Annotated in this window: 25 protein-coding genes and 1 pseudogene; 11 read left to right on the top strand and 15 right to left on the bottom strand. The window is 65.4% G+C overall.

The annotated features are described in order from the left end of the window. Window positions 1-27 precede the first annotated feature (27 nt). The 3 genes from ACVMB1_RS10340 to ACVMB1_RS10330 all read right to left on the bottom strand — a co-directional run bounded on the left by ACVMB1_RS10340 (window position 28) and on the right by ACVMB1_RS10330 (window position 2,120). On the bottom strand, window positions 28-723 hold the full coding sequence (locus ACVMB1_RS10340) for a GNAT family N-acetyltransferase (protein ID WP_141342286.1): 696 nt from the start codon (window positions 721-723) through the stop codon (window positions 28-30). A gap of 108 nt (window positions 724-831) precedes the next feature. Next, the gene (locus ACVMB1_RS10335; RefSeq protein WP_141342285.1) at window positions 832-1,476 is read right to left on the bottom strand and encodes an O-methyltransferase; all 645 of its coding nucleotides are present in this window, start codon (window positions 1,474-1,476) and stop codon (window positions 832-834) included. Window positions 1,477-1,499: 23 nt separating this feature from the next. Next, entirely contained in the window at window positions 1,500-2,120 is a 621-nt protein-coding gene (locus ACVMB1_RS10330; RefSeq protein ID WP_141342311.1) for a PadR family transcriptional regulator, read from the bottom strand. Between the two features lie 205 nt (window positions 2,121-2,325). On the opposite strand from ACVMB1_RS10330, the gene ACVMB1_RS10325 reads away from it, so the two are divergent. Then, window positions 2,326-2,679: an MmcQ/YjbR family DNA-binding protein gene (locus ACVMB1_RS10325; RefSeq protein WP_057019824.1), complete on the top strand. Its 354-nt coding sequence runs from the start codon at window positions 2,326-2,328 to the stop codon at window positions 2,677-2,679. Between the two features lie 21 nt (window positions 2,680-2,700). On the opposite strand, the gene ACVMB1_RS10320 is transcribed toward ACVMB1_RS10325, so the two are convergent. Both ACVMB1_RS10320 and ACVMB1_RS10315 read right to left on the bottom strand, forming a co-directional pair. Continuing rightward, window positions 2,701-3,267 carry a hypothetical protein gene (locus ACVMB1_RS10320; protein ID WP_018271230.1) on the bottom strand — a complete coding sequence of 189 codons (567 nt, stop codon included), beginning with the start codon at window positions 3,265-3,267 and terminating at the stop codon, window positions 2,701-2,703. Window positions 3,268-3,357: 90 nt separating this feature from the next. Further along, complete coding sequence (locus ACVMB1_RS10315) at window positions 3,358-4,323, bottom strand: GlxA family transcriptional regulator (RefSeq protein ID WP_141342284.1); 966 nt, start codon at window positions 4,321-4,323, stop codon at window positions 3,358-3,360. Window positions 4,324-4,528: 205 nt separating this feature from the next. On the opposite strand from ACVMB1_RS10315, the gene ACVMB1_RS10310 reads away from it, so the two are divergent. Next, window positions 4,529-5,170 carry an HD domain-containing protein gene (locus ACVMB1_RS10310; protein ID WP_057019820.1) on the top strand — a complete coding sequence of 214 codons (642 nt, stop codon included), beginning with the start codon at window positions 4,529-4,531 and terminating at the stop codon, window positions 5,168-5,170. A gap of 7 nt (window positions 5,171-5,177) precedes the next feature. Here the strand turns inward: ACVMB1_RS10310 and ACVMB1_RS10305 are convergent, their stop codons facing one another. Further along, window positions 5,178-5,636: an SRPBCC family protein gene (locus tag ACVMB1_RS10305; protein WP_057019819.1), complete on the bottom strand. Its 459-nt coding sequence runs from the start codon at window positions 5,634-5,636 to the stop codon at window positions 5,178-5,180. 77 nt (window positions 5,637-5,713) lie between these two features. Between ACVMB1_RS10305 and ACVMB1_RS10300 the strand changes: the two genes are divergently transcribed. Continuing rightward, a complete protein-coding gene (locus ACVMB1_RS10300; protein ID WP_141342283.1) occupies window positions 5,714-6,805 on the top strand; it encodes an adenylate/guanylate cyclase domain-containing protein in 1,092 nt (363 codons plus the stop codon). A gap of 5 nt (window positions 6,806-6,810) precedes the next feature. Here the strand turns inward: ACVMB1_RS10300 and ACVMB1_RS10295 are convergent, their stop codons facing one another. Then, window positions 6,811-7,059: a hypothetical protein gene (locus tag ACVMB1_RS10295; protein WP_246786707.1), complete on the bottom strand. Its 249-nt coding sequence runs from the start codon at window positions 7,057-7,059 to the stop codon at window positions 6,811-6,813. Between the two features lie 92 nt (window positions 7,060-7,151). Between ACVMB1_RS10295 and ACVMB1_RS10290 the strand changes: the two genes are divergently transcribed. Together ACVMB1_RS10290 and ACVMB1_RS10285 are read left to right on the top strand one after the other, a co-directional pair. After that, the gene (locus ACVMB1_RS10290; protein ID WP_076831834.1) at window positions 7,152-8,372 is read left to right on the top strand and encodes a helix-turn-helix domain-containing protein; all 1,221 of its coding nucleotides are present in this window, start codon (window positions 7,152-7,154) and stop codon (window positions 8,370-8,372) included. Between the two features lie 133 nt (window positions 8,373-8,505). Next, a complete protein-coding gene (locus ACVMB1_RS10285) occupies window positions 8,506-9,153 on the top strand; it encodes a Vgb family protein (RefSeq protein WP_057019817.1) in 648 nt (215 codons plus the stop codon). Between the two features lie 12 nt (window positions 9,154-9,165). On the opposite strand, the gene ACVMB1_RS10280 is transcribed toward ACVMB1_RS10285, so the two are convergent. The 4 genes and pseudogenes from ACVMB1_RS10280 to ACVMB1_RS10265 all read right to left on the bottom strand — a co-directional run. Further along, window positions 9,166-9,642 carry a hypothetical protein gene (locus ACVMB1_RS10280; protein WP_253639926.1) on the bottom strand — a complete coding sequence of 159 codons (477 nt, stop codon included), beginning with the start codon at window positions 9,640-9,642 and terminating at the stop codon, window positions 9,166-9,168. 15 nt (window positions 9,643-9,657) lie between these two features. Then, complete coding sequence (locus ACVMB1_RS10275) at window positions 9,658-10,875, bottom strand: MFS transporter (RefSeq protein ID WP_141342056.1); 1,218 nt, start codon at window positions 10,873-10,875, stop codon at window positions 9,658-9,660. A gap of 132 nt (window positions 10,876-11,007) precedes the next feature. Next, a complete protein-coding gene (locus ACVMB1_RS10270; RefSeq protein WP_456848530.1) occupies window positions 11,008-11,868 on the bottom strand; it encodes an ABC transporter substrate-binding protein in 861 nt (286 codons plus the stop codon). Window positions 11,869-11,929: 61 nt separating this feature from the next. Further along, window positions 11,930-12,175, bottom strand: a pseudogene (locus ACVMB1_RS10265) (ABC transporter substrate-binding protein); the annotation flags it as partial. A gap of 213 nt (window positions 12,176-12,388) precedes the next feature. Here ACVMB1_RS10265 and ACVMB1_RS10260 point away from each other — a divergent pair. Then, on the top strand, window positions 12,389-12,955 hold the full coding sequence (locus tag ACVMB1_RS10260) for an AAA family ATPase (protein WP_141342062.1): 567 nt from the start codon (window positions 12,389-12,391) through the stop codon (window positions 12,953-12,955). 8 nt (window positions 12,956-12,963) lie between these two features. Here the strand turns inward: ACVMB1_RS10260 and ACVMB1_RS10255 are convergent, their stop codons facing one another. Together ACVMB1_RS10255 and bamA are read right to left on the bottom strand one after the other, a co-directional pair. After that, a complete protein-coding gene (locus ACVMB1_RS10255; RefSeq protein WP_057019813.1) occupies window positions 12,964-13,515 on the bottom strand; it encodes a carboxymuconolactone decarboxylase family protein in 552 nt (183 codons plus the stop codon). 136 nt (window positions 13,516-13,651) lie between these two features. Continuing rightward, on the bottom strand, window positions 13,652-16,162 hold the full coding sequence (bamA, locus tag ACVMB1_RS10250) for an outer membrane protein assembly factor BamA (protein ID WP_456848528.1): 2,511 nt from the start codon (window positions 16,160-16,162) through the stop codon (window positions 13,652-13,654). Between the two features lie 284 nt (window positions 16,163-16,446). Here bamA and ACVMB1_RS10245 point away from each other — a divergent pair, with 284 nt between their 5' ends. Together ACVMB1_RS10245 and ACVMB1_RS10240 are read left to right on the top strand one after the other, a co-directional pair. Next, window positions 16,447-17,169, top strand: coding sequence for a response regulator (locus ACVMB1_RS10245; protein ID WP_141342068.1), 723 nt, complete (start codon window positions 16,447-16,449; stop codon window positions 17,167-17,169). Continuing rightward, window positions 17,166-18,506 (top strand): ATP-binding protein, encoded by a 1,341-nt coding sequence (locus tag ACVMB1_RS10240; protein WP_076831815.1) that lies wholly within the window; start codon window positions 17,166-17,168, stop codon window positions 18,504-18,506. The genes ACVMB1_RS10245 and ACVMB1_RS10240 overlap by 4 nt, the downstream gene beginning before the upstream one ends. 32 nt (window positions 18,507-18,538) lie before the next feature. Here the strand turns inward: ACVMB1_RS10240 and ACVMB1_RS10235 are convergent, their stop codons facing one another. Further along, window positions 18,539-19,006, bottom strand: a complete 468-nt coding sequence (locus ACVMB1_RS10235; protein WP_057019810.1) for a MarR family winged helix-turn-helix transcriptional regulator — start codon at window positions 19,004-19,006, stop codon at window positions 18,539-18,541. A gap of 148 nt (window positions 19,007-19,154) precedes the next feature. On the opposite strand from ACVMB1_RS10235, the gene ACVMB1_RS10230 reads away from it, so the two are divergent. Continuing rightward, the gene (locus tag ACVMB1_RS10230; protein ID WP_200844651.1) at window positions 19,155-19,556 is read left to right on the top strand and encodes an Ohr family peroxiredoxin; all 402 of its coding nucleotides are present in this window, start codon (window positions 19,155-19,157) and stop codon (window positions 19,554-19,556) included. A gap of 96 nt (window positions 19,557-19,652) precedes the next feature. Next, window positions 19,653-20,057 carry a cupin domain-containing protein gene (locus ACVMB1_RS10225; RefSeq protein ID WP_200844654.1) on the top strand — a complete coding sequence of 135 codons (405 nt, stop codon included), beginning with the start codon at window positions 19,653-19,655 and terminating at the stop codon, window positions 20,055-20,057. A gap of 51 nt (window positions 20,058-20,108) precedes the next feature. On the opposite strand, the gene ACVMB1_RS10220 is transcribed toward ACVMB1_RS10225, so the two are convergent. Continuing rightward, complete coding sequence (locus tag ACVMB1_RS10220; RefSeq protein WP_456848526.1) at window positions 20,109-21,626, bottom strand: MFS transporter; 1,518 nt, start codon at window positions 21,624-21,626, stop codon at window positions 20,109-20,111. 214 nt (window positions 21,627-21,840) lie between these two features. Here ACVMB1_RS10220 and ACVMB1_RS10215 point away from each other — a divergent pair, with 214 nt between their 5' ends. Continuing rightward, a complete protein-coding gene (locus ACVMB1_RS10215) occupies window positions 21,841-22,749 on the top strand; it encodes a LysR family transcriptional regulator (protein WP_200844652.1) in 909 nt (302 codons plus the stop codon). Window positions 22,750-22,859: the final 110 nt, after the last annotated feature.

Genomic DNA, 22,859 nt, shown 5'->3' with positions numbered 1-22,859 from the left:
TCCCTCAACCCACTTTGCCGCGCATCCCTACCCCTGCTTCTGCAACACCGTGATGTGCAGGCGGCGGCGAATCTCCATGCCTTGGCGGCGATAGAGCGCGATCGCCGAGACGTTGCTGGTGAAGACGTGCAGGAATGGAATTTCGCCGCGCGCCACGATCTGGCGGGCGACCGCCGACAGCAGCGCCTGCGCGTAGCCATGGCCGCGATGCTCCGGATGCACGCAGACGGCGGTTATCTCGGTGTAGTTCCCCGGCTTCATCCGTTCGCCGGTCATCGCGACCAGTTCGCCATTGATGCGGATGCCGAGAAAGCTGCCGAGCTCATGCGTCCGCACACTGAACGGGCCGGGCTTTGTCAGCTCCGTCAACGCCATCATCGCAGGAACGTCGGCAGCGCCGAGCGTGACGATCTCGACGCCGGGCACAGAATGGTCCGCGGGCACGCCGATCATCTGCTCGCCGGTCTCGGCCAGCAGCACCTTGAACTGCGCCGGCACCGGGACAGGATCGGGCGTGAACAGCACCGCGATGTCAGGTCCCGACAGCAGTGCACCGAGCGCGGCAAAGCTCCTTGGCGACATGTCGACCATGTCGGCGAAGGGTGCGATCGCGAGCGGAAAGCGCCGCGCATCGGTGCCGCCTTCCGCCAGCTCGCGTTGTCTCGTGGTCAGCGCGCTCCAGATTGGGCGATCGAGCGGATGATTGGGCGGGACTTCGGACATGCGGCGCTTCGCTCCTGATTTTCCTCGAACAGAGCAAGAAGCGCAGGCAAAATCCAGCATGGCGTGTTGTGGTTGTGGCTCACAATCACGCCAGCAGGTGAAACCCCGCTACGCCACCTTCAGGCAGAGCTCGGTGCCACCTTTGAGCGGCAGCGTGATCGACACGAAGCCATTGTCGGGATCGCGCACGAACTCCAGGAAATCCGCCTCGGCATTGTCGTTCATGACGTAGCCGCCGACCCGAAGCTGCGGCGCGACGATCTCGATCACCTGGCGCGCCAGCGTCGGCCCCTTGTCGCCCGGCCAGCCGTCGATCAGGATGAAGTCGACGAGACCACCGAGATCGCGCAGCGTCTTGCGCGCATCGCCCTCGCGGATGTCGGCGTAGTCGGCAAGGCCGGCCTCCGCAAGATTGCGCTTCGCCGCTGCGACCTTGGCCGGCACGATCTCCGACCCGATCACGGTGCCGCCGCCATTGTCGCGCATCGCGGCGGCGAAATAGAGCGTCGACATTCCGACCGAGGTCGCGAACTCGGCGACGCGCTGGGCGCGCAAGCCGCGGCACAACAGATAGATCAGCTCGCCCTGCTCCGGGTGGATCGAGAATCCCTGCTCGGCATAGTCGTGCGGGTCGCGGCTGCCGCTCTGCATCGGATTGCCGCGCACGGGCGCCCGGCGGGTGGCCTGCAGGCGCTCGATGACGGCCGTGACGCGGGCATCGCGGATCGCGCTGTGCGGTTCGGCGTTGTACATGAAGGGGCTCCTTTGCGACTGCGTCATTGCTGCAGGATCTCAGCGGCCGCGCGGTCGAGGATCTTTGCGATCCGCCGCGCCTCTGCGGCATCGCAGCCGCGCTTCTGGCGCAGCGCGCTCTTCAGCGCGTGACGGGCGCGGTGCACCTCGTCGGAGGCTTCGCCATCGAGATCGCTCACACCGGCGAAGGCTTCGCGCACCTCCTCCATGCGGCGGCCGATCCGCGACAGCGCCTCGAGAATGGTATCCGCGGTCGCGCGGTTCTCGCCGAGATACGCCATGCCCTGCTCGGTGATGCTGTAGAGCTTGCGCGCCGCGTCCTGGGTGACGCTGGCATGGCCGATCTCCTCGAGGAACGTCAGCGCCGGATAGATCACGCCCGGGCTCGGGCTGTAGAAGCCGTCCGACCGCTCTTCGATCCTCTTGATCAGCTCGTAGCCGTGCGCCGGCTGCTCGCCGAGCAGCGCCAGGATGACCAGTTGCAGATCCTGCGACGAAAGCCGCCGCGATCCCGGAAAATCACCGCCGCCACCCCGCCCGAAGAAGCCATGGCCGCCGCGGCCAAAGCGGTGACCGCCCCTGCCATGCCGGCCCATGGCGAAGAACCCAAACCGGAAGCCGTCATCGTCCCGGTCGCGAAACATCGATCGTCTCATTTGTGCATTCCTTACTGAAAACATATCTTACGATATATCTACAGATGGAGGGACAACAACCCACATTTTCGTGAAATTTCCGAAATGCACGGCGACGACTGCTGGCCGAGGACTGGCCGGGCTCTCAGTCCGGGGCTTGCCGACCTTCGTGCGGCTGGCCTATGGCTTTGAACGCCTTCCAGCCCCGCGACTCATGCGCCCCAAGACCTTCGAAGCCCATTGCCTGCGCCTGCCCGCCGCCACCAAGGTGGTGCAATGGGAAGGCACGTCGGTGTTCAAGGTCGGCGGCAAGATGTTCGCGCTGGCCGGCGGCTACATCGAGAGCACCGGCGGCTTCATGTTCAAGACCTCGAACATGGCCTATCACCTTCTGATCGAGCAGGGCCTGGCGCGGCCGGCGCCGTATCTGGCGCGCGCCAAATGGGTGCAGTTGATGGCGAACGACTCCCTGCCCGACGCTGAGCTCAAGGCCTATCTCGACCAGGCGCATGCGCTCATCGCCGGAAAGCTCACGCGGAAGTCGCGCAAGGCGCTCGGGCTCGACTGATCGCCGGAGCCGCGACGCGGCTCAACCACCCAGCGGCTTGTCGGAATCGCCCGACAGCAATTTCGGGAACAGCTCCTTGAAGGCGAACTTGTCGTCGCCCTTGGCGCGGTCGAAGCGCAGCACGACGTCGAACCGGCTGCCCTCCCATTTGGTCGGCGGGGTGCCCTTGCTGACCGGGATCAGCGGAAGGATATCGGAGATGATCGCCTTGTGCTCCCAGCACAGCAGCACGACGCCCTTCAGCGCCAGCACCGCAGGCACCAGCCTCGGCTCATCGCCCTTGCCAAAGCTTTCGTTCGGGGTCAGGCCGCGCCGTGCGGCAAGCGCCGAGATCGTCTCGGCCGGACGGCTCGACGGCGGCTGATTGGCCGTGGTGCCCGGTGTCGCGGCATAGATTGCATCGGGCTTGGCATAGTCACCGCCGGTGAGATCGGTGCCGAACAACGCGGTCCACGCGCCCGCACGCTCCCACCCACGGAGCACAAGCGACTCGGTGTCTGAGACGCCATCCGCGGTGAAACCGGGTCCCGGCCAGGAATCGCCCGGCTTCTCGGCATGACGGATGATGAAGAGCGTGAGCGCGTCCATGGGCGGCCTCTCGGGAGAAGATGTGTGGCAGGATCCGGCGTCGGCGACGTCGATCCTATCCCCGATACAGCCTCCGGTTGATGAACCGCATCACAGTTTGCGAAAACTCGCGCGGTACTGCGCCGGCGACACGCCGAGCCGCTCGGTAAACACGATCCGCATCCGGTCGGCCGAACCGAAGCCGCAGTCGAATGCAACCGCCTTCAGCGGCCGGTCTGAGCCCTCGAGCAGCCGGCGCGCGGCGTCGACCCGCGCCCGCTCGACGAATTCGTGCGGCGTGATTCCGGTCTCCTGCGCAAAGGCGCGGCCGAAATTGCGCACGCTCATGCCGACGGCTTCCGCCAGCGACTGCAGCGTGTGGCGCTCGCCGACATGCTGCATGACATGCGCCTGCGCGCGCGCAATCGGCGAATCCTCATCGACCGGCGCGGTGAGATAGGGACTGAATTGCGACTGCCCGCCCTGGCGCTGCGCCACCACGACCAGGCGCTTGGCCACCGCGACCGCAACCTGCGGCCCGTGCCGCTCGGCGACCAGCGCGAGCCCGAGATCGATCCCCGCGGTCACGCCAGCCGAGGTCATCAGATGTCCGTCGCGAATGTAGATGCGGTCGAAGATCACCTCGGCCGCGGGAAAGCGCGCCGCCAGCCGCTGCGCGTTCTGCCAATGCGTCGTCACCTTGTGGCCGTCGAGCAGCCCGGCATGGCCGAGCGCGAAGGCGCCGGTGCAAATCGAACCATAGAGCTCGGCGCGCGCGGGCGCCCCACGCAGCCACTGTGTCAGTTCGGGATCCGGCGCGGCATCGGGCAATGCCGGCCCGCCCGCCACCAGCAGGATATCGAACCTCTCTTGTGCCTCGGCGAAGCTGAGATCGGCCGATATCTTCATGCCGTTCGACGCGCGGAGCGGTTCGCAGTCGGCACCGACCAGCACGGTCTCATAGCCATCGCCCGCTGGCACAAAGCCGTTCGTCTCCGCGAACACGTCGACGGGACCCGCGACATCGAGCGCCTGAACCCCTTCGTGAATCGCGATCGCGACCCTCTGAACCGCCATGCCTTCTCCCTGCCCGCTGGCGCGAAACGACGTCTGGTTGGCCCGATCCGGCGGCGCGCGATCGTTGCGGGATCGGGCCAAAACGGGCGACAAGCACCCCACGGATCGCGCCATCCGGCGATCCGCACACACCGCAGAGACAAGCGCCGGGCTCGCGTGTTCGCACGCCACGGCATCGTCTTGCCACATCGAGGAGCGTCTTGAAATGACCGAGATCATCGCCGGCATCCGCGTACCCGACAGCGCGATGGCCCGCGCCGCCACCCAGCTGGTATGGGATACCGAGGACGCCCTGCTCTACAATCACAGCCGCCGCGTGTTCTTCTGGGGCGCGCTGACCGGCAACCGCCGCAAGCTGAAATTCGATCCCGAACTGCTCTATATCGGCGCCATGTTCCACGACATGGGCCTCACCGCTGCTCACGCGAGCCCCGATCTGCGCTTCGAGGTCGACGGCGCCAACGCTGCACGCGACTTCCTCAAGGGCTATGGCGTTCCGGAGCGCGACATCGAGGATGTCTGGACCTCAATCGCCCTGCACACCACGCCTGGCGTCCCCGAGCATATGCGTCCGACCATTGCGCTGGTCACCGCCGGCGTCGAGATGGACGTGCTCGGCATCGCCTACGACGATTTCTCGCACGAGCACCGCGACCATGTCTGCGCGCACCATCCGCGCGAGGCGAATTTCAAGGAGAACATCATCGATCATTTCGCCGCCGGCACCATCAGGAAGCCGTTGACGACCTTCGGCAACGTCAAGGCCGACGTGCTGGCGCTGAAGGACATGAACTATACCAGGACGAACTTCTGCTCGATCATCCTCGGCTCGAAATGGCCGACATGACGCGACGTCAATGGCGGTTGGCAGGACCGTGGTCGGGGCCGGGATCCCGACCGGCGGCCGCGTGGGAGAGCCGGCCCATGTAATGCGCCCAACCCTTGTCGTGGCTCTCGCACTGCGCGGCGTTCGGCAGGCCGCTATGGGTCATGCGGAGCAGCGTGCCGTTGTCCTGCTCCATCAGGTCGATCTCGATCAGGCTCGATCCCGGCGGCACTTCCTCGCTGCCCTCCCAGCCGAAGCTGTAGGCGAGACGATGCACCGGCACGACCTCGCGGAACGCTCCGCGCGCGGCGCGGCTGCGATCACTGCCGAGCCCCTTGAGGAAGTAGAGGCCCCCGGGATGCGTCTCGGTCGCGGCTTCCAGCCCCATCCAGCTTACGATCTTTTGCGGATCGGTCAGGAAGGCGAACACGGTTGCAGCCGGGGCTGCGATCTGGATCTCGCGTTGAACGATGAAGGCTTCAGTCATAGATCCATGCTCCATTGACAGTCGGCGCTCAGGGATAATTCGTGACAAGGGTGGTGCGTCAACCCCATGATGGTGTGATGCAATTGTCCTGGACGTTGAGCTGGCTGGTCGACGCCGCCGCCGAGACCGCGGGCGCCAACCGGTTGTTGGCGGACCTCGGTAGCCACCTTATCACGGATGGCCTGCCGCTTGCCGGCGGCGCTCTGACGCTCGAGGTTCCGCACCCCCTGATTGCAAGACGAACCTGGCTGTGGCGTGCCGACAATGGCGAGGTCATCGAAGCGCTCGGATTCGCGCCGGAACAACCTTTTGCGATGCCCGATATGGTGGGATCCGGCGACGCCGGCCGGCGCTGGCTCGGAACTCTCGCGCCCGGCCCGATCCACGAGGGCACGATTGGAACGCGGCCGGACGGCCCGACCCTTGGTTGGATCGGGACACGCGCCTTCACGCCTGCCGAGGCGGATCAATTGCGCGAGGCGGCGCGGTTCATGGCCGCGCCGCTCGCCGCGCTCGCGGCGCGCGCGACACTGACGGCGGCGCTGGAGGCGTATCTCGGCCGGCGCAGCGCCGCGCGCGTTCTGGCATCGCCATTGCGGCGCAATACCGGCGAAACCATCCGGGCAGCACTGCTGTTTGCCGACCTCCGCGGCTTCACCGCGCTGTCGGAAAGCCATCCGCCTGCCGAGGTGATCGCGGCGCTCGATGCCTGGTTCGACCGCATCGCGGGCGCCATCCACGCCTTCGGCGGCGAGGTGTTGAAATTCATCGGCGACGGCCTGCTTGCAATCTTTCCGGTCACGACCAGCGCGCGCAGCGCATCCGAGGCGGCATTGCGCGCGGTGTCGGCGGCGCGCGTCGGTATGGCCCATCTCGATGCAGAGCGACGCAAGCAGGGCTTGCCGCCGTTGCCATTCGGCGCGGCGCTGCATCTCGGCGAGGTGCACTGGGGCAATATCGGCGCCGCCGACCGCCTCGACTTCACCGCGATCGGCGCCGCGGTCAATCTGGTGAGCCGGCTCGAAGGGCTCTGCAAGCCGCTCGAGCAGACCGTGCTGGTCTCGGACGCCGTTGCCGCCGAGACCGAGACGCCGCTGGTCGCGCTCGGCACCCATGAGCTGCGCGGCATCGCGCGGCCCTGCGCGGTCTTCACTCTGGCGGAGGGATGAGCCGGTCATCGGAACAGCCGCAGCCAGGGCGACAGATGGAACGCGCTCATCAGCACGTACATCGGGACCATCCCCTGCAATGACAGCGGGCCCTGCATGGCGCCGCAGATCATGTCGGCCGGCGCCATCGCGGCAACCAGCGCCATCACCGCGAAAGTCGGTGCCGCCGCCAGCGACAGAAAGCGCGCCACGATGGGCCCGCGTCCGCTGAGCCGCCCCCTCACCCAATCTTCTCGTGTTTCGAAACCGGTCATCGTTCGATCTCTCTGGAGATGATCCATGTCGTCATGTGCTAGGTTAGGACCGGGCCTCGGAGGGTGAGAGTGACAAGTGTGTCGGGATTCGAATGGATTCGTTGATCATAGCTGCGGCGCGCGCGCTCGCGGCGGGTGATCCCCTCGGCGCACTGAAACGGGTGGCCCTGCGCGACGATGCGCCGGCGCTGGCGCTGCGCGGCATCGCGATGGCCCGGCTCGGCGATTTCGCCCGCGCCAAGGAGCTGCTGCGGCGCGCAGGCCGCGCCTTCGGCCCGCGCGAAGCGGTCGCGCGGGCACGTTGCGTGGTCGCGGAGGCCGAGATCGCGCTGGTGTCGCGCGACCTTTCCTTCCCCGGCAAGAGCCTCGCCGCGGCGCGCGCAACGCTCGCGGCACGAGGCGATGCACTCAACGCCGCCCACGCCGGCTATCTCGAAATCCGCCGCCTGATGCTGATCGGGAGCCTCGATGCGGCCGAGCGCATGCTTGCTGGCCTCGACCCGGCACCGTTCCCGCCGGCGCTGCGGGTCGGCCATGAACTGGTCGTCGCCGGAATCGCGATGCGGCGGCTGCAGACCAAGCCGGCACGCGAAGCGTTGGCCCTCGCAAGGGAAGCCGCGCGCCGCGCCGGCATCGCCGAGCTCGCGGCCGAGGTCGAGAGTACCGCGCGCCTGCTCGCCACGCCCGCGGCGCGCCTGATCGCGCGCGGTAGCGAGCGGCCCCTCCTGCTCGAGGAGGTCGAAGCCCTGATGGCGTCGAAGGCGCTCGTCGTCGATGCCTGCCGCTACGTCGTGCGCGATATCGGCACGACGGTCTCGCTGACCCGGCGGCCAGTGCTGTTCGCGCTTGCCCGCGCGCTGGGCGAAGCGTGGCCGCAGGACGTGTCGCGCGGCACGCTGATCGCGCGGGCGTTTCGCGGCAAGCACGCCGATGAATCACACCGGGCGCGGCTGCGGGTCGAGATCGGACGGCTGCGCCGGGCGCTGCGGCCGCTGGCCGATCTCAGCGCCACGCCTGACGGCTTTGTGCTCCAGCCGCATGGCCGGCGCGAGGTGACCGTGCTGGCGCTGCCGGTCGAGGAGGAGCATGCCGCGGTGCTGGCTTTTCTCGCCGACGGCGAGGCCTGGTCGAGCTCGGCGCTGTCGGTCGCACTAGGGGCGAGCCAGCGCACCGTGCAGCGTGCGCTCGACGCGCTGGCCGCCACCGGCAAGGTGCAATCGGTCGGCCGCGCCCGCGCCCGGCGCTGGATGACGCCGCCGGTGCCGGGATTCACGACGACGTTGTTACTCCCTGCCCCGCTGCCGAACGGCTAGCATCGGGGCGCAATCGGAAGCGTTTTCGAGCGAAGCGGATACCGGTTCGCGTGAAGAAAACGCGTCAAAGCAGGATTCTGGAGCCTCGATTCTGATTCAATCAGAATTGAAGCTCCAGGCGACAGGAGCGCACATGAAAAAGGCCACGGCCGAGATCATCCGGGAATACGGTCCCTTCGACGGCGTCGAGAACGTCGGCGGCGTCAGCTTCGACGGCGAGCAGGTCTGGTTCGCGGCCGGCGATCGCCTGGTCGCCTTCGATCCCGACAGCGGCAACACCACCCGCACCCTCGAGATCGCGGCTCATGCCGGCACCGCCTTCGACGGCAAGCACCTCTATCAGATCGCCGAGGACCGCATTCTGAAGATCGAGCCGAACAGCGGGCGCGTGATATCCACCATCCCCTCACCCGGCGGCGGCCGCGACTCGGGCCTCGCCTGGGCGGAGGGCTCGCTGTGGGTCGGCCAGTATCGCGACCGCACCATCGTTCAGATCGATCCGGAAACCGGCAAGGTTCTGCGCACCATCGAAAGCAACCGGTTCGTCACCGGCGTCTCCTGGGTCGATGGCGAACTCTGGCACGGCACCTGGGAAGGCGATGAAAGCGACGTGCGGCGCATCGACCCGCAGACCGGCGAAGTCATGGAAAAGCTGGAGATGCCGCAGGGCGTGTTCGTCTCTGGCCTCGAGTCCGACGGCGCCGACCGCTTCTTCTGCGGAAGCGGCTCCGCCAACAACAAGGTGCGTGCCATCCGGCGACCGAAGCGCAGCCGCACGTGAAGCGATTTGCGATCACCTTTCGGCCAGTGAAAGAATAGAGCGGATCACCTGGCGCTTCTCGTCCGACAAACCCGCGAGCAGCGCCTCGTCGAGATGCTGTTCTCGGATGAGCCGTGCGAAGACAAGCGGGAGCTGCGAGTATCGATAGTCGAACATCTCATCGAGCTCCCTCCTTCGCTGGTGCAGATACTCGCCAACTTCCCACATCTCCGACGGCGTCGCTGCCGCAACGGCCCTGCTCTTGAATTCGACCATCACCTTGGCGAGTGCGCACTCCACCGCCGAATCATAGGCCTTGCGCGCAATCTTCTTCTCGGCCGGGGACCATTGGAGATCACGGTACATAGTGGGCTCTCGTGCGCCTGACGTCGTGCCAACAGTCATGGCATTCAGCCGTAGACGCCCGACCGATGCAATGACACCACAACGTTGCCCCTTTTGCCCGCCGCTCGGCAAGACCAATGCGTCGGTCCGAGCGGCGCGCTGCATGACGGAGTTAAAACCTCATGCCGGCGCAGGCACCGCCGTGGGCCGCGCCGCCGGCATCGGGCGGAAGGTCATCATGATCAGGAACGCGCCGATGCCGACCGCCCAGGAGCCGACATAGAGCCACGTGTAGCTCGCGAAGGTGTCGTAGATCAGCCCACCGGCGAGCGGTCCGGTCGCCATGCCGAGGCTGCCGGCCATCGCGGTGCCGCCGATCACCGTACCCATCATCCGCAGCGGAAAATTCTCGCGGATCAGCACGGAATACAGCGGCATGGTGCCGGCATAGATGAAGCCGAAGATCGCGGCGACCGCGTAGAATGCGGCGAGCTCGCGCACGAAGACGTAGCCGAGCGCGCCGAACGCCTGCGCCAGCAATCCGAGCACCAGCACGCGCTTGGCGCCAAAGCGGTCGCCGAGCAGGCCGAAGGCGATGCGGCCGCCCATCCCGGCGAGCCCTTCGACGCTGTAGATCGTCACCGCAGCAACCATCGGAATGCCGCAGGTGACCGCGTAACTCACGGTATGGATGATCGGGCCCGAATGGGTCGCGCAGCAGAAGAAATTGGTCGCGATCAGGATGATGAATTGCGGCGAGCGCAGCGCCTGCGCCAGCGACATCGGCGGTTCGCCGTTTTCGGAGACCGCTTCAGCGTGGTCGCCCTGCAGCGCCGGCGGGCGGCGCACCAGGAATGAGACCGGGATCATGATCGCGCCGACCACGCCCGAGACGATCAGCATCGCGGTGCGCCAGTCGTGGTGGGAGATCAGCCAGGCCGCAAGCGGCGACATCGTCATCGGCGCCATGCCCATGCCGGCCGACACCAGCGAAACGGCGAGGCTTCGATGGGTGTCGAACCAGCCGGTGACGCAGGCCATCATCGGCGCGAAGATCGCCGCCGTTGCCGCGCCGACCACCGCGCCGAACACGAACTGAAAGGCCAGCAGCGATGTTGTCTGGCTGGCCAGCGCGAGGCTTGCCGCCAGCACGACCGATCCGGTCAGCACCACCGGAAGCGGCCCGAAGCGGTCGGACAGCGTGCCCCAGATCATGCTGGTGAAGGCCATCGCGAGAAAGCCGATCGTCATCGCGCTGGAAATGCCGGTCACCGACCAGCCGGTCTCGCGCGCCATGGGCTGGAGGAACACCGGCAGCGAAAACATGCCGCCGATCGCGACGCAGCCGAGCAGGCCGCCGGCCGCGACGATCACCCAGCGGTAGGTCGAATTGCTCATTCCGGAACTCCCATGCAGTTCGTTCTGGCTGCAAGACGAACGGACCGGAGCGGAACCGACAGCCGGCGTGCCCGCCAGCTCACTTTTTTGCGAGCATGGCGTCTGGCGCGGCTACCGAGATATTCCAGCTGGTCAGCGGCCAGCCAGACTGCACCCCGGCTCCGGCGCGATCTCACCGAGCGCGCGGATCTGCACAAGCTCGGAACCTTGTGTCTTGGCAATGAACATGTTCATCGCCGCGTGATGATCCTGGCCGAGCGTGACAGGGCCGGTCGGCGACGGAACGGTGAGACCCGCCATCGCGTCGATGATCGCCTCCTTGTCGAGCTTGCCGGCCTTCTCGGCCGCCGCCTTGAGCGCGATCAGCGTGTTGTAATGCGTCATCACATAGTTCGACACCGCGACACCCGGCTCCGCGGCGGCGCGGGCCTTCGCGACGAATGCCTTGACGGCAGGATCCTCGCTCGCCGCGACCGCCGGCACCACGGTCACCATGTTCTGCCCCTTGCCGCGGAAGATGCCGAGGTCGACTTCCGACAATCCAAGAAAAGCGACGGTGATGTCCTTCAACAGCCCAGCCTCGTCGGCCTGCCGGATGAAATCCATCCCGTCGCCCTTCAGCGCGAACAGCAGCACCTTGGCCTTGCTCGCCGCGATCTCCTTGATCAGCGGAGAGAAGTCGGTCTCCGTCCCCAGCGTGTATTTGGTCTCGACCACCTTGCCGCCGAGCTTCTCGATCAAGGGCTGCGCGATGCCGAACATCTGATGCGGCCAGACCCGGTCGGCGCCGAGCAGGAAGTAGGTGTTGCCGAAGGTTTGCGTCATGTAGGGCAGCAGCTGGCCGAGCTCCTGGTTCGGCACCGCGCCGAACGAAAGCAGATAGCGGCTGCATTTGCCGCCCTCGTAATTGGTGGCATACAGCAGCGGCGTCTTCGAGCTCTCGGCAATCGGCACCAGCGCATTCAGGTTGCGCGAGGTGATCGGACCGACCACCCGCCAGCACGCCGTCCTTGTCGACCAGCGAACGCATGGCGTCAGCGGCCGCCTCCGGCCGCGTCTTGTCGTCGGCATATATGATTTCGACCGGCCGGCCGAGAATGCCGCCGGCCGCGTTGATGTCCTTGGCGGCGAGATCGAGCCCGAGCCGCGCCTGCTGGCCGTAGAGCTCGACACCGCCGGAAAACGGCAGCACCGCGCCGACGCGGATCGGTTCGCCGGGTTCAGCGGCGCGCGAAGGCTGAAGCAGCGCACCGCAGAGCAGAAGCGCGAGCGTCGTGCAGATGATCGAGCGTGATGCCATATACGTCGTCCCTTCAAGCTTGATACAACCATGCTTGATCGAGGTTATCGGCGTGGCACTGAAGAATTCGTCAAGCGCCCCCCATTTGCGTCACATTCGAGGCTATGCTCACTCCGCGCGTCGAGACATTTCCGCGCGCCTTCTTCCCCAAAATTTCTGGCCTATCCGGCAACCCGCATCCGCGGAGTGCCGGCCCACGCCTTGTCATGATCGATGAAAGGATCCCCTTTGCAAAACCGCTTCGTCCTGATCTCCGGCTGCTCCGGCGCCGGAAAATCGACGCTGCTGGCCGATCTGCGTGCGCGCGGCTATCCGGTCGTCGAGGAGCCCGGTCGCCGTATCATCGCCCATGAGCTCGCGTCCGGCGGCAAGGCGCTGCCGTGGGTCGATGCGGCAGCATTCCTGCATCGCGCCATTGACGTCGCACTGAAAGATATGGAGATGGCCAAAGCCCATTCCGGATGGGTGTTCTTCGATCGCGGCCTCGTCGACGCGGCGTCGGCGCTGCAGGCGTTGACAGGCGAGCCGGTGCTGCACCCGACCTGCTCCATCCATCGCTACCACGGTCGTGTGTTCATGACGCCGCCATGGCCCGAGATCTACCTCACCGATTCGGAGCGGCGGCACGGCTTCGAAGCAGCCACGGCGGAGCATCGGCGGCTGATGGAGACGCTTCCGACGCTCGGCTACGACGTGATCCACCTGCCGAAGCTATCGCCGTCCGCGCGCGCCGATTTCGTGCTGGCGACGCTCGGCGGCGGCATCCTGACTGAGGCCTGATCAGGCCGTCACTCCGCGGCCTCACGCTGCGGAACGCCCTGCTCGACATCGAGCTGCAAGATGTCGTTGAAGCGATTGAACGCGCCGCACAGCGCGATCCGCCAGGTCAGCTCGACGATCTGCGCTTCCGAGAAATGTTCGCGCAGCCGTGCGAATATCTCGTCGCGGGTCTTGTTCCAGTTGTTGGTTACGGCGATCGCATATTCGACCACAAGCTTGTCGAGCGCATCGAGCTCGGGATGATCCTGATAGTCGAGCAGCCGTTCGGCGCCCGCTTCCGAAACTCCCTGGATCGCGAGCTTCGGCGCATGGTGCGACACGCAATAATCGCACTTGTTGAGCAGCGACACCGTTACCAGCGCGAGCTCGAGATGCCGCTTCGAGACCACCGCCTCGTCGGCGAGATCGACCAGCAGCGACCACATGTGCTTGAAGATCGGCGGGCGCTGCGCCATGACGCCGGCCTGGTTCTCGAACGCGCCATAGGTGGTCATCTTGTCCCACAGCGGCTTGAGCTCGCTCGGCAGGTCGTTCCTGGTCTTGATTGACACGCGTGACATGGATTGCCTCGGATCGGAAATTGAACCAATGCAGCCTGCCCCGCTTCGCCTGATACCGCAAGCCGCAGGGCGGCATGGCAGGCGTCACGCTGGCCGCAACCCGCGGCGCGGTCCGGCAAGCGGAGCAACCGTCGGCTCAGAACGACGTCCCGCCTCCGAACCGGAACTCCTGCACGATGTCGTACTTGCCCTTCGTGATCGGCACGGCGTAATCGAACCGCAGCGGGCCGAACGGCGAGGCCCAGATCAGGCCGACGCCGACCGAGGTTCGTACCACGTTCCCGTCGTCGTATTGAAGGCCGCATTTGCAAGCAGCCGTATTCACCTCGCCGGTTGCGGCCCACGACGTCGGGCCTTGATAACCCCACAGCGAGCCGGCATCCGCATAGACAGCCCCCTTCAGCCCAACCTCGGAGGGCAGGAACCAGAACGGCATCTGCAGCTCCATCGACGCACCCCAGTATTTGGTGCCGCCGAGCGCATCCCCGACCGCGCCAAGGCTCGCATAGGTGATGTCGCGCGGGCCGATGCCGTTGGTGGCAAAGCCGCGCACCAGATTCGGCCCCATCTGGAAATGATCCAGCATGCGCAGATCGTTGTCGCCGACCTTGGTGAGCAGGCCGCCCTGCAGGTGGATCAGTCCGACCAGGTCGGACACCAGCGGCGTATAGTATTTCGCGTCAACCGCGCTCTTCAGATACGTCACGTCGCCGCCGACGCCGGCAAAGTCCTGCTTGAAGTCAATCAGCAGGCCATCGGTCGGGTTCTTGTTGTTGTCGACGGTGTTGTAGCTCAGGGTGTACCCGATCTGCGAGGTCCAGGTCGCCCCTGCGGCCAGCTCCTTGCGCACCGGCAAGGTGGATTCGCCGTCGCCGTAGCAGCCATATCCATACAGCCCCGACGAGACCGAGTTGGTGGGATCGACGCCGCCGAGCACACTCTGGATGTAGGCAGGCGTCGGATTGAACGCGAGCAACGGGTTGGACGGATTGTTGTTGCAGTTCGCGTAGGCGCTATCGAGCGAGATTTCCTGCTGATAGAGCGAGTATCGCAACTGGAGGGTCAGGTCTTCGCGCAAGGCCAGGCCGAGCCGCGGCGAGAACCCGATCGTCTTCACGCCATAGGTCGTGTAGTCCGTCGGCAATTGCTCCTTGTAATACGCATCGAGCCCGAGCGCGACGCGATAGTCGAGCAAATACGGTTCGACAAAGGACAGCGACAGGCCGCGCGAGTACTGGCCGTAGCTGACCGTTGCCTTGGCAAACAGGCCGCGGCCGAGCAGATTTCGCTCCGAGATGCTGACCTCGGCGAGCGCGCCGTCCGTCGTGGAATAACCGCCAGACACGGAGAAGTCGCCGGTCGACTTTTCCTCCAGGTTGACGATCAGAACGACGCGATCGCTCGTCGAGCCGGGCTCGGTGGTGATCTTGACCGTCTTGAAATAGTCGAGATTCTTCAGCCGCCGCTCGGCGCGATCGACCAGCGCACGGTTATATGCATCGCCCTCGGAGAGATCGAACTCGCGCCGGATCACGTAGTCTCGGGTGCGGCCGTTGCCGCGAATGTCGATCCGCTCGATATAGGTGCGCGGCCCCTCCTCCACGCGAAACATGATCCCCACCGTGTGGGCCTCGAAATTCCGTGCGCCGTCCGGACGGACCACCGCGAAGGCATAACCGCGGCGTGACGCTTCGATCTGCATGTCCTCGACCGACTTCTCGACCGCCTCGACATTGTAGAGCGAGCCTTCGCCGACGCGCGACAATGAACGCAGCGTCGTCGGATCGAAGCCCGCAATGTTCGAGCGGAAACTGACCGTCGCAACGCGGTACTGCTGCCCCTCATCGATCTTGAACATCACCTGAAAGCCCTTGCGCTCCGGATCATACTCGGCGAGCGCTGCCACGATTTGGACGTCCGCGTAGCCGTGCTTCAGATAGAAGCGGCGGATCAGGTCACGGTCGGCCTCGACCCGATCCGGGTCGTAGATGTCGGCATTGCCGAGAAAGCTCAGGAAGTTTGTCTCATGGGTCTTGATCACGTCTTTCAGGCGCGCCGCCGAAAAACTGTTATTGCCCATGAACGCGATGGTCTTGATGCCGGTCTTCGCTCCCTCGTCGACGGTGAAGACGAGATCGACGCGATTGTTCGAGCGCTCGATGATTTCCGGCGTAACGTGCACGTCGTAGCGGCCTGAGCGCCGATAGATCTCGGCGATCCGCAGTGCATCGGACTGCACCATCGGCCGCGACAGGGTGCCCCGCGGCTTGGACTGCATTTCGGCCGAGAGCTGCTCGTCCTTGATCTTTTTGTTGCCCTCGAACGCGACGCGGTCGATCACTGGATTCTCGATCACGGAAACGACGATCCTGCCGCCCGCCTGATTGATCATGACGTCCTGGAACAACCCGGTCCCGACCAGTTCCTTGAGGGCGTCGTCGATGGCAGCTTGATCGAGATAGCCGCGGGGCCCCGGCCTGAAATAGGAGCGGATGGTCTCCGCCTCTACCCTCCGGTTGCCTTCGACCGTGATCGCATCAAGCGATTGGGCCGCCGCCGGAGCGAACAATGGCCATATCACCGGCGCCCCCGGAATCGAAAAGCCCGACAGCACGATCGCCGCGACAAAGCCCCGCCACGTGTTCATTCCACACCTCGCGAACAAGCCCCCCGTTGTGTCGGGATGGTGATGGCTGCGGTGTGGCTGCAGGATTGCGGAATTATTTCCAGTGGTTTGGGACTGTTAGCGCGACGCGACGCAGCCAGCATCGCGAATTGTTTCGGGCTGCGAGCGACGCTTACAGTTCAGAAACACTATGCTTACGAAAAGGCGCAATGCCGCCCACAAGCGACGCCTATGCTGGTCGATTGGTGGCTGAGCGCGCACCAGATCGCGCACAACATGACTTTGACAGGACCTAGTCGCTGACCATGCTTGCACACACTCCAAAGATCCTGATCGTCGAAGACGATCTGCCGACCAGAGACCTGATTGCCCGCTACCTGCGCGACCAATCCTGCCTGGTGGCCACGGCCTCGAATGGCAGGGAAATGGATCGTTACCTCGCCGGGCATTCGCTCGATCTCGTCATCCTCGATCTGATGCTGCCCGGAGAGGATGGATTGACCCTGTGTCGCCGCCTGCGCGGCGACTCGACGATCCCGATCATCATGCTCACGGCGAAAGGCGAGGACCTCGACCGGATCCTCGGGCTCGAGATGGGCGCGGATGATTATCTCGCCAAACCGTTCAATCCGCGTGAGCTGCTGGCGCGGATCAACGCGGTGCTGCGCCGCCAGGCCCAGGCCGGCCTTGCCGGGCGCTCGGGCCAAAGCGCCGCGCGCCTGCGCTTCCAGGACTGGACCATCGATCTTCGCCTGCGCGAACTGCGCGATCCCGACGGCGCCCAGGTCCCGTTGACCAGCGCGGAGTTCGACCTGCTGCAGGTGTTCTGCGAGCGACCCGGCCGGATCCTCACGCGCGATGGCCTCTTGACCATGACGCGCAGCCGGCCGGCCAGTCCATTCGGGCGCAGCATCGACGTCTTGGTCAGCCGGCTTCGCCGCAAGCTCGATACGAGCGAAGGATCGTCGGTGATCCGGACGGTACGCACCGGCGGCTACATCTTCACACCGCATGTGGAGGACGCATGAGCTGGACCCGCAGGATTGCCGCGCTTTTCAGCTTCCACCGGATCAGTGGCCAGATCGCCGCGCTCATCCTGCTGTCGCTGGTGCTCATCCATGCGCTGATCGGGCTTTATTTCGTCAGCCAGAAGCCGAGATCGTTCGCGGACAGGCCGATCCATCAGTTCCAGCTGGTTGCCAAGCTTCTGGCCGAGGCCCCTGCGGCCGATCGCGCAACGCTGTTGCGCGCGGCCGATCGAGCCTTTCCTCGCCTGCACCTCACATTGCGCGACGCAGGTCCGGGCTCGTCTGACGGTGCTTCGTCAGAGCCGCCCGGCGTCGACGATATCGACGAGTTTTCCTCGAAGACCGCGCCGGCGGCGGCTCGGTTGCCGGACGGAGCCCTGTTCGAAGCGACGATCGGCCCGACGAAAATGCCGCCCTTCTTCGGCGGATTCTGGGTCAGCACATTCCTGTTCCTGTTCGTCAGCGTCACGCTGCTCGGCGTGTGGGCCGGCCGCGCGCTCAGCGCGCCGCTGTCCGCGTTCGCCCGCGCCGCCGAGAATTTCAGCATCAGCCAGGCGGCCGCGCCGCTGCCGGAGACCGGCCCGGAGGAAATCCGCGCCGCAGCAGTCGCGCTCAATCGCATGCGCGAACGCATCACCACGTTGATGAATGACCGCACGCGCATGCTCGCCGCCATCAGTCACGACCTGCGCACGCCGATCACCCGGTTGCGGCTCAGGTCCGAATATATCGAAAACGATGCCCAGCGCGCGGAGACCCTGCACGACCTCGATCAGATGCAGGCGATGCTGGAATCCGTGCTGTCATTCCTGAGCGGCGGCAGCGCGGCGAAGCCGACGCTTGTGAACGTCGCTGCGCTGCTGCAGACGATCTGCGAGCAATTCTCCGATTGCGGTCACGTCGTGCGCTACCAGGGCCCGAACAGGGCTTCGCTCCTGATCCGCCCGAGCGAGATCAGCCGCACCGTGACCAACCTGGTGGAGAACGCCCTGAGGTTCGGTAGCGAAGTCGATATCCGGCTGACCGCGTCAGCCGATCAGGCCACCATCGATGTCTCGGACGACGGTCCGGGGATTCCAGAGCACCGCCGGGCCGAAATGCTGAAGCCGTTCGTCCGCGGAGACGAGGCCCGCACCATGGACGAGACAAGCGGCTTCGGACTTGGCCTTTCGATCGCGCAGGCCATGGTGTGCGGGCATGGCGGCCAGCTGTCGCTGCACGACAACACGCGGCACGGCCTTCTTGTTCGCATCAAATTGCCGGGGCCCGTGCACCCTGGATCGGATCGAAGTGGGACGAGCGCGTCGCGACCCGCAGTTCCTGAGCTCGTTGGCTAGAGCAAATTCAGGATCGGGTTTGGCCCGCAGGATCATCCCTTCCTCGGATCGGCGCGTGTGTTGCGCAGCAGATTGTCGCGCAGCCTCGCGACGGTCTTCTGCACGACGGGAAATTCGTCTCCGAGCCCGGTGGCTTCGACCAGGGACACATTGATGTCCTTGTCGAGCAGGCGCCGGCCTGCCGCCGTCAGGCTCACGCGAACCTGCCGCTCATCGGCGGGATCTCTGACGCGGCTGATATAGCCGCTCTGCTCCAGCTTCTTGAGGATCGGCGTCAGCGTGTTGGATTCCAGAAACAGCTTTTCGCCGAGCGCGCTGACGGTCTGCTCGTCCGCCTCCGACAGCGCCACCATGGCGATGTATTGGGTGTAGGTCAGGCCGACCGCATCCAGGATCGGCTTGTAGGCGCGGCCGAAGGCCAGATTGGCCGAATAGACCGCAAAGCACAGAAAATTCGAGAGTTTTCGGCCCTTGGTCTCGGCCTTGGAGGTGCGGGTCACGGGCGTCTCCGGAGTTTGTGATGTCGCGATCCATATAAATCGTATCCGATTAAATCGGAAGTGCTTGACACGATCAAGCCTGAAGCCTATTTCGACACGCACACGATTAGATCGGACACGATCTATATTCATCCCAAAGGAGCTCGCCATGACCGCCAATGCAAAGGTTCTCGTCACTGGAAAGACCCACGTCACCGCCGGCCCGAACGGCGCCGCCCGCTCGCGCGACGGGTTCCTCGACGTCAAGCTGCCGCAGCCGCACCCCGCCGCGGAAAACCTGTTCGGGGCCGCCTGGTCGGCCTGCTACATCGGCGCGATCCAGCTCGCCGCCGGTCAGCGCAAGGTCAAGCTCGCGAGCGAGCCCGAGGTCGACGCCGAGATCGATCTGAACCAGGCCGGCAGCGCCTTCTTCCTGAGCGCCCGCCTCAACGTCCACGTCCCCGGCGTCGAGCGCGAGGTCGCGCAGGAGCTGATCGAAGCCGCGCACGGCATCTGCCCCTACTCCAAGGCGGTCCACGGCAACATCGATGTCACGACCACCCTCGCCTGAAACGAGCACATGACGATCTCCGACGCGGGCCGGCCGCTTGCCGGCTCGCGGTCAGGCAAGTCCAGAAGACTGGAGTTCAAGATGACCAGCAAGCTGATGAAGGCAACGCGCCTGCTCGCAAGGACGCCCTTGTTCACCGCAAGCCTCCTGACCATACCGAGCGCACAGGCGCAGCAACCGGCCGGTTTCACGCGAACCGACCTGCAGCGCCACGACCTCAGCGTCGGCGGACGTGAAGCCGTGCAGGTGCGCGTCGACATCGCGCCGGGCAAGGGCTTCGGCCGCCACACGCATCCGGGCGAAGAAATCATCTACGTGCTCGCCGGCCCCCTCGAATACGACGTCGACGGCAGGCCGCCGGCGAGGCTGAAGGCCGGCGACGTGCTGTTCATTCCCGCCGGCACGGTCCATGCGGCGAGGAATGTCGGCGACGTCACCGCCAGCGAGCTTGCGACTTACATCGTCGAGAAGGACAAGCCGCTGCTGACCCTCGTGAAGTGACCGGTACCGCCTGCCCGCCCCGGCGCCTGGGCAGGCACGGCGACATCGTGTTCACTTCGTGCCGCGAGCCTCGGTCTGCCGCACCGGCCGCGCATTGAAGATCAGGAAGCTGAGCGCGGCCATGATCCACACCCCGATGCCGCCATAGAGCATCACCCAGCCGAAGCCGCTCGCGAGTGCCTGATGCACGACCGGGCCGGTCAGCTCCGGCGCGGCTGCGACGTCGCCGGCCGCGACCCGCTCGCCGATCGCGCGAAGTTGCGCGCCGTCCAGCGCCGGTAGCACCGCCTTCAGATGCGCCAACACGCCGCTTGCCAGGATGAAGCCCATCAGCGCGATGTTGACCGAAAGCGAAACCATCCGCGCGCTCATGTCGATGCCCGAGGCCATGCCGGCGCGGTCGCTCGAGACCGAGCCGGTCGTCGTGTTGGTGACCGGCGTGTTGGTGATGCCGAGGCCAATTCCGGCGAGCAGGCAGCCGGGCAGCATCGTCAGCCAGTCCGGCTGCGCGGCGGCGCTGGCGAATTTCATCAGCATGAATCCGGCGCCGATCGTGAACAGCCCCACCGGAATGATCAGTCCGGGCTGATAGCGCAGCGACAGTCGTTCGGCGAACGGCGGCATCACCAGCGTCGGCAGCGTGTAGGCCAACAAGGCAAGTCCCGCGGACACGCTGTCATAGCCGAGGCCTGCATGAAACCAGATCGGCAGATAGATCATGAAAGGCCAGTAGCTGAGGTTCATCGCCGCCGAGCCGACGATCGAACCGGAGAAAGCCGGGATCCGAAAGACAGAGAAGTCGAACATCGGCCGCCGGCTGATTCTCTCGGCAACCAGGAACGCGGCGAAGCTCGCCGCGGAGACGCCGAGGATCGCAAGCCCCTTCAAGCTGACGAAGCCGAGATCCGGCCCCTGCGTGATGTAGAAGGCGAGGCAGAACACCGCGACCGACATCGTCACGATACCGGCGACGTCGAGGCTGCTGGCCTTTGGGTCCCTCGATTCATGCACACCGCCGACCGTGAGCACGAACGCCGCGGCCGCGAACAGCACGTGGACGAGGAACACCCACTCCCAACTCAGCACCGCGACAACGGCGCCGCCGATGATCGGGCCGAAGCCGAGGCCGATGCCGAAGATGACGCCCCACCAGCCCCAGGCGACGGCGCGCACCCGGCCGCCCTGGAATTCGTGCGAGAGCACGGCGATCTGGCAGATCAAGAGCGCGCCGCCGCTGAGGCCCTGCAGGAACCGGGCGAAGATCAGCATTTCGACGCTCGAGGCAATGCCGCAGATCAGCGAGGTGATGCCGAACGCCGCGATCGCGACCAGGAAGATGCGCTTGCGTCCATAGCGGTCCGCGACCGTCCCGATCGCCATCAGCACCGTGGTGACCGCGATCGTGTAGGCGTTCATGATCCATTGCAGCGCCTTGAAGTCGGCATGCAGCACTCGCTCCAGCGTCGGCAGGATCGCGGGGATGCTGGAAATCTCCAATCCGAAGATCAGGCAAGCAAGGCATACGGCAGACAGCACGACAGCGCCGCGGCGGCTCAGTTCAGTAGACATGATCAGGCCTTTTGTTGTGGCAAGCCAACGGCATACCGCACGCTGTTGCCAGGGTGCTGGCAGCAGCCTCGGTCGATCGACTCACGATGTATTGAGGCAGCAGCGGCAGGAATCGGGTGGCCACGGCGCTTCACAACGCAAAGCTAGTCATGGCTTGAGCATTGGTGAATTGGATGACTAGATATTTCAGAGACAACAAATCCGGATGACTGACATGACCACGCTCGACGTCGACACCGTGAAGACATTCGTGACCATCGCCGACCTCAAGAGCTTTACGCGCGCCGCTGAAACACTCGGCACCACGCAGGGCGCGATCAGCGTCAAGTTGAAGCGGCTGGAAAGCCAGCTCGGCCACAGGCTGATCGAACGGACACCGCGCCGGGTGCGCCTGTCGGCGGAGGGCGCAGCTTTCCTCGCCCCGGCGCAGGAATTGCTCGGCGCGCATGATCGCGCCGTCGCGGCGTTGTCGCCCGTGCGCCCGCGTCGCTTCTCGCTCGGCATTGCCACCCATGTCGGAGGCGCGGAGGTTCCGATCTTGCTGGCGCGGCTGCATGCGCACGACCCGGCGCTCACCATCGAAGTCCGGCTCGAGGATTCCCGCGACCTGCTCGACGCCTTCGATCGCGGCGAGATCGATGCCGCCATCATCCGCCGCGAGGACGACCGCCGCGACGGCGAAATGCTGGCGACGGATCACTATGGCTGGTTCGCCACGCCGGACTTCGTCCATCGCGCGGGCGAGCCGCTGCGGCTCGCCGCCTCCTCGCCGTCCTGCGGCGTGCTCAACATCGCGACGCGCGCGCTGGCGGCGGCTAGCATCCCGTGGACGGAAACTTTCCTCGGCTGCGGGTCCTTTGCCGTCGCCGATGCGGTCGCCGCAGGCCTCGCTACGTCGGTGTTCTCGCGCCGGCTCGCCCCGGCCGGGACGATCGAGGTCAGCGGGCGGCTCGGCCTGCCTGCCCTGCCGCCGTCCGAGATCATGCTGCTGTCGGCGCTGTCAGATGCAAAATCACGCGCGGTGCTGAAGACGATCGTTGGTGCCTTTCGCGAGCATCATCGGATGCCTGCCAATCGCGCGGCAGAGGAAATCCATACCGTCACGGAAGTTGTCGGCTCCTGAACGATCTGTGCGCCGGCCCTCTAGTGTGCTGAATGCGAAGTTCGTGCGATTTCGCGGCAGCCACTTTCACGAACTTCGCATTCATAAAGCACACTAGAATCATCAGTTTG

Source organism: Bradyrhizobium sp. USDA 4504 (assembly GCF_054063995.1).
This window is presented reverse-complemented; position numbering and strand designations above follow the sequence as displayed.